This window comes from Klebsiella sp. C349492 (assembly GCF_042055345.1).
In the GTDB taxonomy this organism is placed as follows: Bacteria; Pseudomonadota; Gammaproteobacteria; order Enterobacterales; family Enterobacteriaceae; genus Klebsiella; species Klebsiella scottii.
The window spans coordinates 197,424-213,993 of the sequence record NZ_JANQCE010000007.1 but is presented as its reverse complement, the minus strand read 5'-3'; the positions used below and the strand labels follow the sequence as shown (position 1 = coordinate 213,993).

19 protein-coding genes are annotated in these 16,570 nt (G+C 57.3%); 8 read left to right on the top strand and 11 right to left on the bottom strand.

Translation table 11 applies throughout. From position 1 onward, the window contains the following. Window positions 1–27: 27 nt before the first annotated feature. From NWP14_RS22840 to aspA, 4 genes are all read right to left on the bottom strand, one after another. Window positions 28–1,848, bottom strand: coding sequence for a protein-disulfide reductase DsbD (locus NWP14_RS22840; RefSeq protein ID WP_375216058.1), 1,821 nt, complete (start codon window positions 1,846–1,848; stop codon window positions 28–30). Then, window positions 1,824–2,147 (bottom strand): divalent cation tolerance protein CutA, encoded by a 324-nt coding sequence (cutA, locus tag NWP14_RS22835; RefSeq protein WP_041143683.1) that lies wholly within the window; start codon window positions 2,145–2,147, stop codon window positions 1,824–1,826. Before cutA ends, NWP14_RS22840 begins: the two co-directional genes overlap by 25 nt. A 95-nt stretch (window positions 2,148–2,242) precedes the next feature. Next, window positions 2,243–3,544, bottom strand: a complete 1,302-nt coding sequence (locus NWP14_RS22830) for an anaerobic C4-dicarboxylate transporter (protein WP_095104455.1) — start codon at window positions 3,542–3,544, stop codon at window positions 2,243–2,245. A 116-nt stretch (window positions 3,545–3,660) separates the two neighbouring features. After that, entirely contained in the window at window positions 3,661–5,097 is a 1,437-nt protein-coding gene (gene aspA / locus NWP14_RS22825; RefSeq protein WP_346430556.1) for an aspartate ammonia-lyase, read from the bottom strand. A 338-nt stretch (window positions 5,098–5,435) separates the two neighbouring features. Here aspA and NWP14_RS22820 point away from each other — a divergent pair, with 338 nt between their 5' ends. Then, window positions 5,436–5,906: an FxsA family protein gene (locus tag NWP14_RS22820; RefSeq protein WP_076947089.1), complete on the top strand. Its 471-nt coding sequence runs from the start codon at window positions 5,436–5,438 to the stop codon at window positions 5,904–5,906. Between the two features lie 70 nt (window positions 5,907–5,976). Here NWP14_RS22820 and yjeH read toward each other — a convergent pair whose 3' ends face one another. After that, a complete protein-coding gene (gene yjeH / locus NWP14_RS22815) occupies window positions 5,977–7,239 on the bottom strand; it encodes an L-methionine/branched-chain amino acid transporter (protein ID WP_375216057.1) in 1,263 nt (420 codons plus the stop codon). A gap of 230 nt (window positions 7,240–7,469) precedes the next feature. On the opposite strand from yjeH, the gene NWP14_RS22810 reads away from it, so the two are divergent. From NWP14_RS22810 to NWP14_RS22800, 3 genes are all read left to right on the top strand, one after another. Then, window positions 7,470–7,763 carry a co-chaperone GroES gene (locus NWP14_RS22810; RefSeq protein WP_003855929.1) on the top strand — a complete coding sequence of 98 codons (294 nt, stop codon included), beginning with the start codon at window positions 7,470–7,472 and terminating at the stop codon, window positions 7,761–7,763. A 44-nt stretch (window positions 7,764–7,807) separates the two neighbouring features. Beyond that, window positions 7,808–9,454, top strand: a complete 1,647-nt coding sequence (gene groL, locus NWP14_RS22805) for a chaperonin GroEL (protein WP_095104450.1) — start codon at window positions 7,808–7,810, stop codon at window positions 9,452–9,454. A 133-nt stretch (window positions 9,455–9,587) separates the two neighbouring features. Next, window positions 9,588–9,941: a DUF4156 domain-containing protein gene (locus tag NWP14_RS22800; protein ID WP_041143690.1), complete on the top strand. Its 354-nt coding sequence runs from the start codon at window positions 9,588–9,590 to the stop codon at window positions 9,939–9,941. 40 nt (window positions 9,942–9,981) lie between these two features. On the opposite strand, the gene epmB is transcribed toward NWP14_RS22800, so the two are convergent. Then, complete coding sequence (gene epmB / locus NWP14_RS22795; protein ID WP_375216056.1) at window positions 9,982–11,010, bottom strand: EF-P beta-lysylation protein EpmB; 1,029 nt, start codon at window positions 11,008–11,010, stop codon at window positions 9,982–9,984. Window positions 11,011–11,050: 40 nt separating this feature from the next. Between epmB and efp the strand changes: the two genes are divergently transcribed. The 4 genes from efp (at window position 11,051) to sugE (ending at window position 12,583) form a co-directional block, all read left to right on the top strand. Continuing rightward, on the top strand, window positions 11,051–11,617 hold the full coding sequence (efp, locus tag NWP14_RS22790) for an elongation factor P (RefSeq protein ID WP_095104446.1): 567 nt from the start codon (window positions 11,051–11,053) through the stop codon (window positions 11,615–11,617). Window positions 11,618–11,694: 77 nt separating this feature from the next. Then, a complete protein-coding gene (locus tag NWP14_RS22785; protein WP_095104444.1) occupies window positions 11,695–11,826 on the top strand; it encodes an entericidin A/B family lipoprotein in 132 nt (43 codons plus the stop codon). A 153-nt stretch (window positions 11,827–11,979) separates the two neighbouring features. After that, the gene (gene ecnB / locus NWP14_RS22780) at window positions 11,980–12,126 is read left to right on the top strand and encodes a lipoprotein toxin entericidin B (RefSeq protein WP_004097935.1); all 147 of its coding nucleotides are present in this window, start codon (window positions 11,980–11,982) and stop codon (window positions 12,124–12,126) included. 139 nt (window positions 12,127–12,265) lie between these two features. Next, the gene (sugE, locus tag NWP14_RS22775) at window positions 12,266–12,583 is read left to right on the top strand and encodes a quaternary ammonium compound efflux SMR transporter SugE (protein ID WP_095104442.1); all 318 of its coding nucleotides are present in this window, start codon (window positions 12,266–12,268) and stop codon (window positions 12,581–12,583) included. On the opposite strand, the gene NWP14_RS22770 is transcribed toward sugE, so the two are convergent. From NWP14_RS22770 to frdA, 5 genes are all read right to left on the bottom strand, one after another. Continuing rightward, window positions 12,580–13,110 carry a lipocalin family protein gene (locus NWP14_RS22770; RefSeq protein WP_346430554.1) on the bottom strand — a complete coding sequence of 177 codons (531 nt, stop codon included), beginning with the start codon at window positions 13,108–13,110 and terminating at the stop codon, window positions 12,580–12,582. The two genes, sugE and NWP14_RS22770, sit on opposite strands and share 4 nt — an antisense overlap. 111 nt (window positions 13,111–13,221) lie before the next feature. After that, window positions 13,222–13,581 carry a fumarate reductase subunit FrdD gene (frdD, locus tag NWP14_RS22765; protein ID WP_095104438.1) on the bottom strand — a complete coding sequence of 120 codons (360 nt, stop codon included), beginning with the start codon at window positions 13,579–13,581 and terminating at the stop codon, window positions 13,222–13,224. Between the two features lie 10 nt (window positions 13,582–13,591). After that, window positions 13,592–13,987 carry a fumarate reductase subunit FrdC gene (gene frdC / locus NWP14_RS22760; protein WP_346430553.1) on the bottom strand — a complete coding sequence of 132 codons (396 nt, stop codon included), beginning with the start codon at window positions 13,985–13,987 and terminating at the stop codon, window positions 13,592–13,594. A gap of 10 nt (window positions 13,988–13,997) precedes the next feature. Next, entirely contained in the window at window positions 13,998–14,732 is a 735-nt protein-coding gene (frdB, locus tag NWP14_RS22755) for a fumarate reductase iron-sulfur protein (RefSeq protein WP_095104434.1), read from the bottom strand. Then, entirely contained in the window at window positions 14,725–16,515 is a 1,791-nt protein-coding gene (frdA, locus tag NWP14_RS22750; protein WP_375216055.1) for a fumarate reductase (quinol) flavoprotein subunit, read from the bottom strand. Before frdA ends, frdB begins: the two co-directional genes overlap by 8 nt. Between the last annotated feature and the right edge of the window lie 55 nt (window positions 16,516–16,570).

Here is a 16,570-nt window from a genome sequence, read left to right as displayed (position 1 = left end):
CCTCCATTTTACCTCCTAAAGTGTCGTTCACGGTTGCCGATCGCGCAAATGGGCGCTGAATGCCGCGGCATCCATAAAGCCGGTTACGCGCTGCGCGGGCCGTTCCTCTCCCTGCGCATTAAAGAACAGGATCGTCGGCAGGCCGAGCACCCGCAGATGCTTCAGCAGGGCTACGTCCTGCGCGCTGTTCTTCGTCACATCTACCTGCAACAGAACGGTATCTTTCAGGGCCTGTTGCACTTCCGGTGTGCTAAAGGTGTATTTTTCGAACTCTTTGCAGGCAACGCACCAGTCAGCGTACAAATCGAGCATGACCGGCCGGCCTTTAGCCTGCGCCAGCGCCCGGTCGAGCTCATCGACGGTGCTGACGCGGGTAAACTCCAGGTGCGCCTGCTGCTGCGCCGCCGCCGGCGCGCCGAACGCCCAGTCCTGCAGCGGGCGAACGCTCACCAGCGCGGCAGCCAGCAACACGATCTGCATGATGCGCTGCCACGGACGCGTGGCGCCGAGGGAGGTGATAAATGCCCAGCTAAAGAAGGCCACCGCCAGCAGCGACCACAGGCGCAGCCCCCATAGCTCACCCACAATACGCTCCAGTAAAAAGACCGGCAGCGCCAGGATGACAAAACCGAACGCGGTCTTCACATGGGCCATCCACGGGCCGCTCTTCGGCAGCAGACGGTTGCCAAACACGGTGACCAGAATCAGCGGCAGCCCCATGCCGAGCGCGTAGAGATATAGCGTGCCGCCGCCCAGCCACAGGTTACCGCTTTGCGCGATGTACAGCAGAATCGCGCTCAGCGGCGCCGTCGTACAGGGCGAGCAGATAAGCCCGGCGATGGCGCCCATGGCAAACACGCCGCCGGCTGAACCGCCCCGTCGGGCGTTGCTCATCAGCGTCAAACGCGTCTGCAACGATGGCGGCAGCTGCAGGGTAAACAGGCCAAACATCGACAGCGCCAGCAGAATAAAGACCGCCGACAGGCCGATCAGTACGTATGGATGCTGCAGCGCCGCCTGGAACTGCAGGCCCGCTGCGGCAACCACCATACCCAGCGCGGTATAGGTTAGCGCCATCCCCTGGACATAGATAAACGCCAGCAGCAGAGCGCGGGCGGTGGAAAGCCGGCGTTCACCACCCAGCACAATACCAGAGATCAGCGGATACATCGGCAGGACGCAGGGTGTAAACGCGATACCGATACCAATCAATAGCGCCCAGAGGGCGGAAAACGGAAGCTGGCCGCTATCGCTCCTGGCGACGGACTGGCCTGGCGCAGAAGGCTCGGCCGTTTCAACCGACGGCGGTTCCGTGAACGTCAGCGCCGGACGCGGTTCTACCGGGAGGGGCGGGTTAAGCTTCGGCTCTCCGACGCCAGGAAGGGCCGGGCGAGCGGGAGCCGGTTCGTTGCCGGAGAGCGCCAGCGCCGCGCTGAGCGGCACCACTTTGCTTTCCGGCGGATAGCAAAAACCGGCGTCGGCGCAGCCCTGCCAGGTCACGGTCAGCGTGGCCCCTTTGGCGGCCTGGGTGAGCGTAACCGGCACGGTTAGCCGCTGGCGATAAATCTCACTTTTGCCGTAAAACTCATCGTCGTGCCATTCGCCGGACGGCAGCGATGGCTCAAGGAAAGCGGCGTCAGCGGCGCTGAGCTTGATCTGTTTGCGGTAGAGATAGTAACCCTCCTTGATTTGCCAGGTCAGGTTTATCTCGTGCTGGTTCTGCTGAAAATCAAAGGCAAAAGCCTGGTCAGCAGGCACAAAATTTGAGCGGCCGGGAGTATCAAAGAGCCCGGCGAATGCCGATGTACTGCAGAGCAGCAGAATCAGCGTAATGATGCGTTGAGCCATGAGAGGTAATCAGTGTCTCCGTGAGTGACGGGCAAAACCAGTAATTCGGGGGTTTGATACGGGTGATGGGACTTCAGGCACTCCAGCAGCGCCTGCTGATGGGCGCGGTCGGTTTTGAGCAGCATCTGCACTTCATACTCCTGCTCCAGCTTGCCTTCCCAGTAGTAGAGGGAGGTCGCGCCCGGCAGGAGAGTGGCGCAGGCGGCCAGTTTTTCTGCCAGCACTTTGGCCGCTAAATCCTGGGCGGTCGCTTCATCCGGCGCGGTACAGAGTACAACAACGGCATCAGGCGTAGTCATCGTGAACCTCGTATCAGCGAAAAGAGGCACTATAGCACGCAAGATGCGGGGGGATTAATGAAACGGGCCACGATGTGGCCCGAATTTAAGCAGATTTACAGCACGATGCCGCCGATGATGAACCCCAAAATAACGCACAGGGTAATGGCGATCACCCCGGGGATCAGGAAGGCGTGGTTGAAGACGTACTTGCCGATGCGGGTAGATCCGGTGTCATCCATTTCGACCGCCGCCAGCAGCGTCGGGTAGGTCGGCAGGACGAACAGCGCGGAGACCGCGGCAAAAGAGGCAATAGCGGTCAGCGGGCTCACGCCAAGCAGCAGCGCCGCAGGCATCAGCGCTTTGGTGGTGGCGGCCTGGGAGTAGAGCAGGGTTGCGGCGAAGAACAGCACCACCGCCAGCAGCCACGGGTAGTTGTTCAGCAGATCGCCCGCCACGGCCTGGATATCAGAGATATGCGCCTTCACGAAGGTATCGCCCAGCCAGGCGACGCCCAGCACGCAGACGCAGGCGCTCATCCCGGATTTAAAGGTGCTGGCGTTCAGCACTTCGCTGGTATCAATCTTACAGGTGATGCTAATCAGCGTGGCAATGGTCAGCATGAAGACCACGATCGCTTCGTTACGCGGCAGCACCGGGTTCTGAATCAGCCCGACGGTATCGCTGATGGCGGTGGCGTAGAACATGACCGCGACGATACCGATCAGGAACAGCAGCACCGAACGTTTGGCGTGCGGCTTCAGCTGGAACACCTGGCTTCCGCGCAGTTTGACTTCCCCTTTTGCCAGGCGCTCCTGGTAAACCGGGTCATCTTTCAGCTCGCAGCCGAGGAAGTTACACACCACGGCGGTGATCATCACGGCAATCAGCGTCACCGGAATACAGATCGCCAGCAGCGTCAGGTAGCTGACGCCCAGCGGCTCCAGAATGCCGGCGAAAAACACCACTGCAGCGGAAATTGGCGAGGCGGTAATCGCAATCTGCGAGGCCACTACGGCAATCGACAGCGGGCGGGAGGGGCGAATGCCCTGCTCTTTCGCGACTTCGGTAATCACCGGCAGGGTTGAGAAGGCGGTATGACCGGTTCCGGCGAGGACCGTCATAAACCAGGTGACCAGCGGGGCGAGAAAGGTGATGTACTTCGGATGACGGCGCAGCAAACGCTCAGCAAGGCTGACCAGGTAGTCCATGCCGCCGGCAACCTGCATGGCGGCAATCGCGGCGATGACCGCCATGATGATCTCAATGACGTCGAAGGGGATCGCGCCGGGTTTAATTTGAAATATTAAGGTCAGGACGAGGACGCCCAAACCACCGGCAAATCCGATACCGATGCCACCCAGCCTGGCTCCCAGGTAGATAGCCAGCAGGACAATGACGAGCTCTGCACCAAACATATGTTCCTTCCTTGTTTTTTAACAAGTTGATATTGAATTGTTGTGATTTCGTAAACCCAGAAAAGCAAAAAGGCATGTCATTGCTGACATGCCTTCGTTGAGTTTAACCTGAAAGCTTACTGTTCGCTTTCATCGGTAAAACGCTTTGCTTTATAGGCCGGGTGCATCAGGTTTTGCGGAGAGAAAATATCGTCCAGCTCCGTTTCGGTGAGCAAGCCTCGTTCCAGCACGACTTCCCGCACGCTCTTACCGGTTTCGGCGCAAATCTTGCCGACGATATCGCCATTGTGGTGGCCGATAAAGGGGTTGAGGTAGGTGACGATGCCGATGGAGTTGTAAACATAGCTTTCGCACACCGCTTTGTTGGCGGTAATGCCGTTTACGCATTTTTCCAGCAGGTTATAGCAGGCGTTGGTCAGGATATGAATGGACTCGAACATTGCCTGGCCGATCACCGGTTCCATCACGTTCAGCTGCAGCTGGCCGGCTTCGGAGGCCATCGTGACCGTGGTGTCGTTGCCGATCACCTTGAAGCACACCTGGTTGACGACTTCCGGCACCACCGGGTTAACCTTGGCCGGCATGATGGACGAACCCGCCTGCAGCTCCGGCAGGTTGATTTCGTTCAGGCCTGCGCGCGGGCCGGAAGAGAGCAGGCGCAGGTCGTTACAGATTTTAGACAGCTTCACCGCCAGGCGCTTCAGCGAGCTATGCACCATAACGTAGGCACCGCAGTCGGAGGTGGCTTCAATCAGGTCTTCCGCCGGAATAACCGGCAGGTTGCTGACTTCCGCAAGTTTTTGTACCGCCAGCTGCTGATAGCCGTCCGGGGTATTCAGGCGCGTACCGATGGCGGTGGCGCCGAGGTTCACTTCCAGCAGCAGCTCTGCGGTACGCAGAATGCATTTTGTTTCTTCGTTCAGCAGCACGTTGAAGGCGTGGAATTCCTGACCGAGGGTCATCGGTACCGCATCCTGCAGCTGGGTACGACCCATTTTCAGAACGTCCTGGAACTCAACGGCTTTACTCTGGAAGCCCTCGCCCAGCTGGTGAATGGCATCGGTTAATTTCAGCAGGGAGGCATAAACCGCGATGCGGAAACCGGTCGGGTAGGCATCGTTAGTGGACTGGCATTTGTTAACGTGGTCGTTCGGGTTCAGGTACTGGTATTCGCCTTTCTGGTGGCCCATCAGCTCAAGGCCGATATTCGCCAGCACTTCGTTGGTGTTCATGTTGACGGATGTACCCGCGCCGCCCTGGAACACATCAACCGGGAACTGATCCATGCACTTGCCGTTATTCAGCACTTCATCACATGCGGCAATAATGGTATTTGCGACGCCTTTAGGAATGGTTTGCAGCTCTTTGTTGGCCATGGCAGCGGCCTTTTTCACCATCACCATACCGCGTACAAACTCGGGAATATCGCTGATTTTGCTATTGCTGATGTAGAAGTTTTCAATCGCTCTCAGAGTATGAACGCCGTAGTAGGCGTCAGCTGGAACTTCCCTGGTACCCAACAGATCTTCTTCGATACGAATGTTGTTTAACATGTGAACCTTCTTTTTCAAGCTGCCAATGAATTCACCAAATACGCAGAATTTATAGGGTTTAGCGCATTTTCTCGCCGAAGATTATTTCCTTAATCGGCCTGGTGCCCACGATCATATGCTGATGATAGCGAATATCAGTAATCTTGATCACTTATTATGTAGCGGGGGCTATAAGAATTATTAATCTGTGAAATGAGTCACCGCTTTGCAGTTCTTGAAAAAAATAAGCGTTTCTGCTGATTGAAATGTGCCGCGTTAGCCCAATATTGATGGGATGCGAATAGCACATCTATAACTGCGGGTGCCGAGAGCGGCGCACGCTAATGAAGGAGACGCCGGTGCGTTGGATTCCGTTTTTTGCCTTTTTTTTATACGTTTATATTGAAATCTCGATCTTTATCCAGGTTTCCCATGTCCTGGGCGTGCTGCTGACGCTGATTCTGGTGATCTTTAGTTCGGTGGTCGGGATGTCGCTGGTGCGGAACCAGGGCTTCAAAAACTTTATGCTGATGCAGCAAAAAATGGCTGCCGGCGAAAGTCCGGCGGCGGAAATGATCAAAAGCGTGTCGCTGATTATTGCCGGTCTGCTGCTGCTGTTGCCGGGTTTCTTTACCGATTTCCTCGGCCTGCTTCTCCTGCTGCCGCCGGTGCAAAAACACCTGACCCTGAAGCTGATGCCGCATCTGCGCTTTAGCCGGATGCCGGGCGGCGGATTTAGCGCCGGAACCGGAGGCGGTGAGACCTTTGACGGGGAATATCAGCGTAAAGATGATGAGCGCGACCGTCTGGACCACAAAGACGACCGCTAATCCAGCAAACCCGGCAGCCGCCGGGCGCGTGGAGTGACAAGCCGGATACGCGCAGCGCGATCCGGCTTTTTTATTGGCGAACGCCCGGGGTTTCGCTCACCGACCGGCGCCGGGGTAAAAGCAGCCACAGCGCCACCAGCACAATCAGCGCGTACAGGCTTTTCCAGCCGACCATCGCCAGCAGCAGCAGGCACAGAACGCTACCGATCGCCGCCAGCACCCGATAGCGCCCCTGCAGCAGCCGGCAGCCCGCCAGCATACACAGCAGATAGATCATAATAAAAATGCCGTTGGCGTAGACGATCAGCGCGTCGAGATTGATATCGAGCCAGTAAATGCACAGCGTGCTGATAACGCAGCAGGCCAGCACCGCATTGAGCGCATTGCGCGGGATTTGCCGGGCCGACAGGCGGGCGAGTCGGCTCTCCGGCTTGTACTGCGCCTGCGACCAGACCAGACGGGCGAAGCTCTGGATATAGATATTGAGGCTGGCGAAGCAGGCGAGGTAGCCAATAACGCAGGCGACCCACAGCGCCTGTACGCCGAACAGGCGCACCACGATATCCGGCAACGACGCGGCGGCGGCCATTCCCTCGCCGAAGGCGTGAAAATGAAGCACCAGCACGGTACAGGCCCAGTAGACCGTACCGGCCAGCAGCAGGCCAATCATCAGCGCCCGCGGAAAATCGCGCTCCGGGGATTTAAATTCGGAAGCCAGGTGGGCAAAGGCTTCCAGGCCGACAAAGCACCAGAACATGACCGAAAGCGCGGCAAAAAGCTGCGGCTGGTCGATATCTTGCGGCGCCGGGAAGGGGATTTGCGCCGGATGGATACCGCCGCGCCACCAGATCGCGACAATCAGGGCAACAATCAGTATCGCCACCAGCGTTTGCAGGTTGGCGCTGGAGCTGGCTCCGCGCGAACCCACCCACCAGATGATGGCCAGCGTCCCCAGTTCCGCGAACAGCAGCTGGCCGTCGTGCCAGCCAAACAGAGCCTGGCTGAAGCCGGTGGCGATATGCAACGCGGCGGGTAATCCCACCGGGATGACCGACAAAAATAGCCAGCCGGTGACGCGCTCCATGCGGGGGCCGAACGCCATATTGACGAAATGCGCCACGCCGCCGGCACTGGGATAGTGACGGCCGAGTACGGCAAAGACGATGGCTATCGGGAAGACCAGTAAAATCAGCGCCGGCCACGCCCACAGGCTGTTATCACCCGCAACCAGCGCGGCCAGAGCGGGAACGGCGAAGACGCCGGTGCCCAGTAATGATGTGGAGAGTAGGCCCACACCCTGAGCCAGCCCTAACTCCTGTTTCAATCCACTCATGATTCAACCCTGTCCCCGGCAAAACCCGAATGGTATCACAATCGTTTTTGCTTATGATGCCTGAGCGACGCGTTGTTAGTGTGCGTCCGGGCACGCGAAAAAACTTTTTTTTGACTCGCCCCTTGAAGCGGTAAAACTCCATCCCCATCTCTCAGGTCACTAGCCGGAAAACCGTATACGGGCCGGTGTCATCCATAACTGATAATGACTTTCTCAAAGGAGAGCTATCAATGAGTATTCGTCCGTTACATGATCGTGTGATCGTCAAACGTAAAGAAGTTGAAACCAAATCTGCTGGCGGCATCGTTCTGACCGGTTCTGCGGCAGCCAAATCAACTCGTGGCGAAATCATCGCTGTCGGTAAGGGCCGCATCCTGGAAAACGGAACCGTGCAGCCGCTGGACGTGAAAGTTGGCGATATCGTCATTTTCAACGACGGCTACGGCGTGAAATCTGAAAAGATCGACAATGAAGAAGTGTTGATCATGTCCGAAAGCGACATCCTGGCAATTGTTGAAGCCTAATCTGCGAACGACACTGAACATACGAATTTAAGGGAAAGATTAAAATGGCAGCTAAAGACGTAAAATTCGGTAACGACGCTCGTGTGAAAATGCTGCGCGGCGTAAACGTACTGGCAGATGCAGTTAAAGTGACACTGGGCCCGAAAGGCCGTAACGTTGTCCTGGACAAATCCTTCGGTGCGCCGACCATCACTAAAGACGGCGTTTCCGTAGCGCGTGAAATCGAGCTGGAAGACAAGTTCGAGAACATGGGCGCACAGATGGTGAAAGAAGTTGCTTCTAAAGCGAACGACGCTGCAGGCGACGGTACCACCACCGCAACCGTACTGGCTCAGGCGATCATCGCTGAAGGCCTGAAAGCCGTTGCTGCGGGCATGAACCCGATGGATCTGAAACGTGGTATCGACAAAGCCGTCGTTGCCGCTGTTGAAGAACTGAAAGCGCTGTCCGTACCGTGCTCCGACTCTAAAGCGATTGCTCAGGTTGGTACCATCTCCGCTAACTCCGACGAAACCGTAGGTAAACTGATCGCTGAAGCGATGGATAAAGTCGGTAAAGAAGGCGTTATCACCGTTGAAGACGGTACCGGTCTGGAAGACGAACTGGACGTGGTTGAAGGTATGCAGTTCGACCGCGGCTACCTGTCCCCGTACTTCATCAACAAGCCGGAAACCGGTGCCGTTGAGCTGGAAAGCCCGTTCATCCTGCTGGCTGACAAAAAAGTTTCCAACATCCGCGAAATGCTGCCGGTTCTGGAAGCCGTAGCGAAAGCCGGCAAACCGCTGGTTATCATCGCTGAAGACGTTGAAGGCGAAGCCCTGGCTACGCTGGTGGTTAACACCATGCGCGGCATCGTTAAAGTGGCTGCGGTTAAAGCACCTGGCTTCGGCGACCGTCGTAAAGCTATGCTGCAGGACATCGCGACTCTGACCGGCGGTACCGTTATCTCTGAAGAGATCGGTATGGAGCTGGAAAAAGCGACTCTGGAAGACCTGGGTCAGGCAAAACGCGTTGTGATCAACAAAGACACCACCACCATCATCGATGGCGTGGGTGAAGAAGGCGCTATCCAGGGCCGCGTGACTCAGATCCGTAAGCAGATCGAAGAAGCCACTTCTGATTATGACCGTGAAAAACTGCAGGAACGCGTTGCTAAACTGGCAGGCGGCGTTGCGGTTATCAAAGTCGGTGCAGCTACCGAAGTTGAAATGAAAGAGAAGAAAGCGCGCGTTGACGATGCCCTGCACGCGACCCGTGCTGCGGTAGAAGAAGGCGTGGTTGCCGGTGGTGGCGTCGCGCTGGTGCGCGTTGCGGCTAAACTGGCTGGCCTGACTGCTCAGAACGAAGATCAGAACGTCGGTATCAAAGTTGCGCTGCGCGCAATGGAAGCTCCGCTGCGTCAGATCGTGTCCAACGCCGGTGAAGAGCCGTCTGTGGTCACTAACAACGTGAAAGCGGGCGAAGGTAACTACGGTTACAACGCTGCGACTGAAGAATACGGCAACATGATCGACTTCGGTATCCTCGACCCAACTAAAGTGACCCGTTCTGCTCTGCAGTACGCGGCCTCCGTTGCTGGTCTGATGATCACTACCGAGTGCATGGTTACCGATCTGCCGAAAAGCGATGCGGCTGATTTAGGCGCTGCTGGCGGCATGGGCGGTATGGGTGGTATGGGCGGCATGATGTAATCATGTGCTCTACCCCTTAGAAACAAAGAAACCCCCGGGCAGAAATGCTCGGGGGTTTTTCTTTTTTCCGTCTTTTTAGTATAAGGTGTACATCCGGGCCAGCGCGTCCAGCTCATTGATCATGGGGAATAACATGCAGGTAAGATATTTAGCAGGGATTGTCGGCGCAGCGTTACTGTTAGCGGGTTGCAGTTCCAGCAACGAACTGAGCTCAGGCGGGCAGAGCGTACGCTTTGTTGAAGATAAGCCGGGGGCGGATTGCCAGCTGTTGGGGACCGCGAGCGGGAAGCAGAGCAACTGGCTCTCCGGACAGAACGGCGGCGAGGGTGGCTCCATGCGCGGCGCGGCTAATGCGCTGCGTAACCAGGCCGCTGCAATGGGCGGCAACGTGATTTACGGCGTCAGCAGCCCGACGCAGAATCTGCTGTCGAGCTTTGTGCCGACCGATAGCGAAATGAACGGTCAGGTCTATAAGTGCCCGAACTGATCGCTTTCCCCTCTCTCCATTGGGGAGAGGGGAAAGAACGCTAGCTCTGTCGTAGCTGCAAATCCAGCGGCGTCTTGCTCGGCTCTCCGCCGATTTCTCGCGCCAGCTTCGGTACCATATAACCGGATACCAGCGTCAGCAGCTCGCGCATGATGGCCCGGGCTTCTTCATCTTCGACCATAAAGTGGGCCGCGCCCTGGACCTTATCCAGCACGTGCAGGTAATACGGCATCACCCCCGCATCAAATAGCGCATTGCTCAGATTAGCCAGCGTCTGCGCGCTATCGTTGACCCCCCGCAGCAGTACGCTTTGATTGAGCAGCGTAACGCCAGCCTGGCGTAAACGCGCCATCGCCGCGCGAAACTCAGCGTCGATTTCATTGGCGTGGTTGATATGATTCACCAGCAGTATCTGCAGCGAAGAGCGGGCGAAACGCGCGGCCAGCGTCCCGGTGATGCGCGCCGGGATCACAATGGGCAGCCGGCTGTGAATGCGCAGACGTTTAACGTGCGGGATCGCCTCCAGCTGGGTGAGCAGCCAGTCGAGCTCATGATCTTTCGCCATCAGCGGGTCGCCGCCGGAAAAAATAATCTCATCGAGCTGCGGATGGGCCGAAATATAGTCCATCGCGGCCTGCCAGTTGCGCTTATTGCCCTGGTTATCGGCATACGGGAAGTGTCTGCGGAAACAATAACGACAATTTACCGCACAGCCGCCCTTAACCAGCAGCAGCGCGCGGTTGGCGTATTTGTGCAGCAGGCCGGGCACGACGCTGTGCTGCTCCTCCAGCGGATCGGTGGAGAAACCGGGGGAGGCGATGAACTCTTCCTGCGAAGTAAGTACTTGACGCAAAAGAGGATCGTTGGGGTTTCCTTGCTCCATACGGGCGATGAAAGCCCGGGGAACGCGCAGCGCAAAGAGGCGCTTCGCATCGCGCCCTGCCAATAAGTTTGCATCAGCGTCTACATTTAAAAGATGCAGCAGTTCATCAGGACTGGTCACAACATCGGCAAGTTGCGTTAACCAATCTTCTCTGGATGGGGTATTTAGGGTTACAATATGCGCCATTTTGTGGCTTAGCTACCAATTAACAATTTCAGAGGGCCTTATGGCGACTTACTATAGCAACGATTTTCGTGCCGGTCTTAAAATCATGATGGACGGCGAACCTTATGCCGTTGAAGCGAGTGAATTCGTAAAACCGGGAAAAGGCCAGGCTTTCGCCCGCGTTAAGCTGCGTCGCCTGCTGACCGGCACCCGCGTAGAAAAAACCTTCAAGTCTACCGACTCCGCTGAAGGCGCAGACGTTGTGGATATGAACCTGACTTACCTGTACAACGACGGTGAGTTCTATCACTTCATGAACAACTCCACTTTCGAGCAGCTGGCTGCCGATGCGAAAGCCGTTGGTGAAAGCGCTAAATGGCTGCTGGATCAGGCTGAGTGCATCGTGACCCTGTGGAACGGTCAGCCTATCTCCGTCACCCCGCCGAACTTCGTTGAGCTGGAAATCGTTGAAACCGATCCGGGTCTGAAAGGCGATACCGCAGGTACCGGCGGTAAACCGGCTACCCTGACCACTGGCGCAGTGGTTAAAGTTCCGCTGTTTGTGCAGATTGGCGAAGTGATTAAAGTGGATACCCGCTCTGGCGAATACGTATCCCGCGTGAAGTAATTCACGTCTCAGGTGGTTGGCGCAGCGCGACGCTGCGCCCTCTATGGCGCGCAAGCTATCGATAGCAGGCAAGGACGATGAACAACACCTTAAAGCTTATGGCATTGCTGCTTCTCAGCGGCGCTCTGCTGGCCGGCTGTCATACGGTCCACGGCGTTGGCGAAGATATCCGCAGCCTGGGGCACGCCATCTCTCACGCTGCCAGCTAAGCACCGATTTTCTCTCCTCTTCTTCTGAATTCGCGCCTCCCGGCGTACCGCATCGCTTTTTGTCTTAAAAAACGCTGAGATCCCTTCATCCCGGGTCAGTTTGTCTATGCTTATAGGGCACGATAACTAAAACTGGTAAATAAGGATGACATTATGGTGAAAAAAGCGATTGCAGCGTTCTTTACGGTTTTGGCGCTCTCCTCTGTGCTGACCGCATGTAATACAACGCGTGGTGTCGGTCAGGATATTTCAGAAGGCGGCAGCGCCATTTCCGGCGCGGCGACGAAAGCCCAGCAATAGACCTGACGGTACGGTCGCCGGCCGTACCGTTCTTTTCATCTCCTGCGCCGTTGTTTATAATATCCGCGCTTTTTCACTCACCTTGCGGGACGACCCGTAAGCGTACCGCATCCGGGGACGGCCCCATCTAGGGAGCCTTATGTCCTGGTTAATTTTGTTTATCGCCGGCCTGCTGGAAGTGGTCTGGGCGGTTGGTCTGAAGTACACCCACGGTTTTAGCCGCCTGATACCCAGCGCCATCACCATAGTGGCAATGGTGGTCAGCATGGCGCTGCTGTCATGGGCGATGAAAACGCTGCCGGTAGGCACCGCTTACGCGGTGTGGACGGGCATTGGCGCCGTCGGCGCGGCGATTGCCGGTATCGTGTTACTGGGCGAGTCCGCCAGCCCGATGCGTATTGCCAGCCTGGCGTGCATCGTCATCGGTATTATCGGCCTCAAGCTCAGCGCCCATTAATAGCGCTGGTTTACCCAGATCAGCTTGCTCACGTCGAAGCCCTGCCGGGAGGCGATATCCAGCATCTGCTGTTTCACCTCCGGCTCGATTTTCGGCGTGCGCGCCAGCAGCCAGAGATAATCCCGATCCGGTCCGCACACCAGCGCGTAGCGATAATCTTTGTCGAGCGCAATGACGTTGTAGCCGCCGTAGAAGGGGCCAAAAAAGGAGACTTTTAGCGCCGCCCGATTGGTCTCGCCGGTGAAGTAGGCCACGCCATCCGTTTTTTGCCATACGCCGCGATCGGGGTTATAGCCTTTATTGACGACGTTCAGCCCGCCGTCGTCGCGCAGGCTGTAGGTTGCTGTGACCTTCTCCAGGCCGCGCTCAAAGCTATGGTCGAAGCGGGCGATTTCATACCAGGTGCCGAGATAGCGCTGGGTATCAAACGGGCTGACCACCGTCACGCCCTGCGGAGGCGTCGGGGTGCTACAGGCAACAACCAGAAACGAGGCGGCAACAGCGGCAATCATTGGCAGCAGACGCATACTATTTTCCTTGCTGGTTTTTAGCTAAGTGTAGATTCTGGCGAGGGAAAGACGGGAAAATATTCAGCAAAAGAGAGCCCGGTAACATTACGCCACCGGGCATCAGGACGTTTAGATAAACAATACGCCGACCAGCGTTACCACGCTCAGAATGGCGGCCAGTCCGTAGAACACCCACTTCCCGTTAGGGACGTGAATTTTCAGGTCATGCATGGCGTGATGAATGCGGTGGAGCCCGCACCACAGCGGCAGGACGATCATCAGGAAGATAAATGCCCGGCCAATAAAGCTCTGGGCAAAGCCGAGCACGCGTTCGTAGCTGAAGGCGTCAGCGGGCGCCAGGCCTAGCGGCAGCAGAATACCGACCAGCAGTATCATCACCGGAGTAATAATGGCGCTCCACATGCCGCCGGCGCCAAACAGCCCCCAGAATACCGGTTCATCGGAACGTTTTGGGTTGGGATTGATCATTCCAGCCTCCTTACCAGAACAGGGCGATAAGCAGGATCGCCGCTGTTGCTACCGCAGTCACCACCCAAAGCCCTTTAATAACCGGCTCTGGCCCCATTTTCTCGCCTTTGACAATGATATTGGCGGCTTTCGGCGCCAGTTCGAACCAGGTTTTGCTATGCAGCAGCGCTGCGCCCAGGGCGATCAGGTTCAGGATCACCACCAGCGGATTTTGCAGGAAGCCAACGTATCCCGCCCAGCTTTCCGCCCCGTGCTTCAGGGCAAACAGTCCGTAAATCAGGATGATGCTGAACCAGACGGCCGGTACCGCCGTTCCTTCACGCAGCATGTAGAAGCGATAAAACGGCAGCTTTTTCCACCAGGTGGACGTCATCGGCCGCACGTAGGGCTTGCGTTTAGTCGTCATAATGCACTCCTTAGCGTGGTTTCAGGGTGGCGATAAGAAAGTCTTTCGAGCTTTCTACCTTGCCCTGCTGAATGGCGGCCGCCGGGTCGACGTGCTTCGGGCAGACTTCCGAGCAGTAGCCCACGAAGGTACAGGTCCAGACGCCGTTCTGACCGTTAAGCTGCGCCATACGTTCCTTTTTCCCGTGGTCGCGGCTGTCCTCGTTGTAACGATGGGCGAGGGTGATGGCCGCCGGGCCGATAAACTCCGGGTTAAGGCCAAACTGTGGGCAGGCGGCGTAGCACAGGCCGCAGTTGATGCAGCCGGAGAACTGATGGTACTTCGCCATCTGCGCCGGAGTCTGTTTGTTTGGCCCCTGATCCGGGGTACGCGGGTTGCCGATAATATAGGGCTTAATCGCCTCCAGGCTCTCGATAAAGTGGGTCATATCGACCACCAGATCGCGCTCGATCGGGAAGTTAGCCAGCGCTTCGACCTTAATGCCCTTGGTGTATTCACGCAGGAAGGTTTTACATGCCAGCTTCGGCACCTTGTTGACCATCATCCCGCAGGAGCCGCAAATCGCCATCCGGCAGGACCAGCGGTAGCTGAGATCCGCCGCGAGGTTGTCTTTGATATAGCCTAGCGCGTCGAGCAGTGAGGTTTGCTCGTCATAAGGAACCTCATAGAACGCGCTGTGCGGCGCGGTGTCCACTTCCGGGTTGTAGCGCACCACCTCGATTTTCAGGTTCTTCATCTCAGCCATTGCTCGTCTCCTTCTTCTCGGCTGCTTCCGCTTCTGCGCCATATACGCGTTTTGCCGGCGGCAGAGTGGTGATCTTCACATCGCCATACTCGAGGCGCGTGGTGCCATCGGCATCGCGGAATGCGAGCGTATGCTTGAGGAAATTGACGTCGTCACGCTCGGTGCAGCCTTCATCCAGACGCTGATGCGCGCCGCGGGACTCTTTACGCGCAAGGGCAGAGTGGGCCATACATTCCGCCACGTTCAGCCCGTGACCCAGCTCGATGGTATACAGCAGGTCGGTATTGAACACGCTGGAGCTGTCGGTAATGCGTACGCGCCTGAAGCGCTCCTGCAGCTCCGCCAGCTTATCGACGGTTTTCTGCATCAGCTCCGGCGTACGGTAGATCCCGCAGCCTTCTTCCATTGACAGGCCCATCTCGTCGCGAATCTTCGCCCAGTTCTCGTCGCCTTCCTGATTGATAAGATCTTTCAGCCGTTTTTCTACGTCGGCGGTCTGCGCATCCAGCGCGGCGACGTTGGCTTCTTTGGCCTCAGCCGCTCGCCTGATGGCCTGCTCGCCGGCGAGGCGGCCAAAGACCACCAGCTCTGCCAGCGAGTTGGAGCCAAGGCGGTTGGCGCCGTGAAGGCCGACCGACGAGCATTCGCCCACGGCGAACAGCCCCTTGATGCGGCTTTCACAGTTCTGGTCGGTTTCGATACCGCCCATGGTATAGTGCGCGGTTGGGCGTACAGGAATCGGCTCTTTAACCGGGTCGACGCCGACGTAGGCCTTCGCCAGTTCGCAGATAAAGGGCAGGCGCTCCAGCAGCTTTTTCTCACCTAAATGGCGCAGGTCGAGATAAACCACGTCGCCGCGCGGCGTCGGAATGGTGTTGCCTTTACGCCATTCGTGCCAGAAGGCCTGGGAGACCTTGTCGCGCGGGCCGAGCTCCATATATTTGTTTTTCGGCTCGCCGAGCGGCGTTTCCGGACCCATGCCGTAATCCTGCAGGTAGCGATAGCCGTCCTTGTTGACCAGAATGCCGCCTTCGCCGCGGCAGCCTTCCGTCATCAGAATACCGGAGCCAGGAAGGCCGGTCGGGTGATACTGCACGAACTCCATATCGCGCAGAGGAACGCCGTGGCTAAGCGCGATGCCCATTCCGTCGCCGGTGACGATGCCGCCGTTGGTGTTGTAGCGATAGACGCGTCCTGCGCCGCCGGTGGCCATCACCACCGCGTTAGCGCGGATTTGCACCAGCGAGCCTTCCATCATATTCATCGCCACCAGGCCACGGGCCTGGCCATCGTCGACCAGAATATCGAGGACGAAATGCTCGTCGAAACGCTGGATCTGCGGGAACTGAAGGGAGGTCTGGAACAGGGTATGCAGCATATGGAAGCCGGTTTTATCGGCGGCGAACCACGTGCGTTCGATTTTCATCCCGCCGAAGCGGCGGACGTTGACGCTACCGTCAGGACGGCGGCTCCACGGGCATCCCCACTGTTCGAGCTGGGTCATTTCCGTCGGGCAATGATGGACGAAGTAGTCGACGACATCCTGCTCACAAAGCCAGTCGCCGCCGGCTACGGTGTCGTGAAAATGGTACTCAAAGCTGTCATGATCCTGGGTCACGGCGGCGGAGCCGCCTTCAGCCGCAACGGTGTGGCTGCGCATGGGGTAGACTTTTGAAATCAGTGCGATTTTGGCATTTGGATTAGCCTGCGCTGCGGCGATTGCAGCGCGAAGACCTGCTCCGCCAGCGCCAATTACGGCAAGATCGGCTTGAAAAGTTTGCACGACATTCCTCCAGTTTTTGTTTATTTCGCCGCCGGGCTGGCGAAAATGTGTCACT

Bases quoted from the DNA above. Each gene is read 5' to 3' on its own strand.
- NWP14_RS22840 (WP_375216058.1), bottom strand. From the start codon at position 1,848: ATGGCTCAACGCATCATTACGCTGATTCTGCTGCTCTGCAGTACATCG.
- cutA (WP_041143683.1), bottom strand. From the start codon at position 2,147: ATGACTACGCCTGATGCCGTTGTTGTACTCTGTACCGCGCCGGATGAA.
- NWP14_RS22830 (WP_095104455.1), bottom strand. From the start codon at position 3,544: ATGTTTGGTGCAGAGCTCGTCATTGTCCTGCTGGCTATCTACCTGGGA.
- aspA (WP_346430556.1), bottom strand. From the start codon at position 5,097: ATGTTAAACAACATTCGTATCGAAGAAGATCTGTTGGGTACCAGGGAA.
- yjeH (WP_375216057.1), bottom strand. From the start codon at position 7,239: ATGAGTGGATTGAAACAGGAGTTAGGGCTGGCTCAGGGTGTGGGCCTA.
- NWP14_RS22810 (WP_003855929.1), top strand. From the start codon at position 7,470: ATGAGTATTCGTCCGTTACATGATCGTGTGATCGTCAAACGTAAAGAA.
- groL (WP_095104450.1), top strand. From the start codon at position 7,808: ATGGCAGCTAAAGACGTAAAATTCGGTAACGACGCTCGTGTGAAAATG.
- NWP14_RS22800 (WP_041143690.1), top strand. From the start codon at position 9,588: ATGCAGGTAAGATATTTAGCAGGGATTGTCGGCGCAGCGTTACTGTTA.
- epmB (WP_375216056.1), bottom strand. From the start codon at position 11,010: ATGGCGCATATTGTAACCCTAAATACCCCATCCAGAGAAGATTGGTTA.
- efp (WP_095104446.1), top strand. From the start codon at position 11,051: ATGGCGACTTACTATAGCAACGATTTTCGTGCCGGTCTTAAAATCATG.
- NWP14_RS22785 (WP_095104444.1), top strand. From the start codon at position 11,695: ATGAACAACACCTTAAAGCTTATGGCATTGCTGCTTCTCAGCGGCGCT.
- ecnB (WP_004097935.1), top strand. From the start codon at position 11,980: ATGGTGAAAAAAGCGATTGCAGCGTTCTTTACGGTTTTGGCGCTCTCC.
- sugE (WP_095104442.1), top strand. From the start codon at position 12,266: ATGTCCTGGTTAATTTTGTTTATCGCCGGCCTGCTGGAAGTGGTCTGG.
- NWP14_RS22770 (WP_346430554.1), bottom strand. From the start codon at position 13,110: ATGCGTCTGCTGCCAATGATTGCCGCTGTTGCCGCCTCGTTTCTGGTT.
- frdD (WP_095104438.1), bottom strand. From the start codon at position 13,581: ATGATCAATCCCAACCCAAAACGTTCCGATGAACCGGTATTCTGGGGG.
- frdC (WP_346430553.1), bottom strand. From the start codon at position 13,987: ATGACGACTAAACGCAAGCCCTACGTGCGGCCGATGACGTCCACCTGG.
- frdB (WP_095104434.1), bottom strand. From the start codon at position 14,732: ATGGCTGAGATGAAGAACCTGAAAATCGAGGTGGTGCGCTACAACCCG.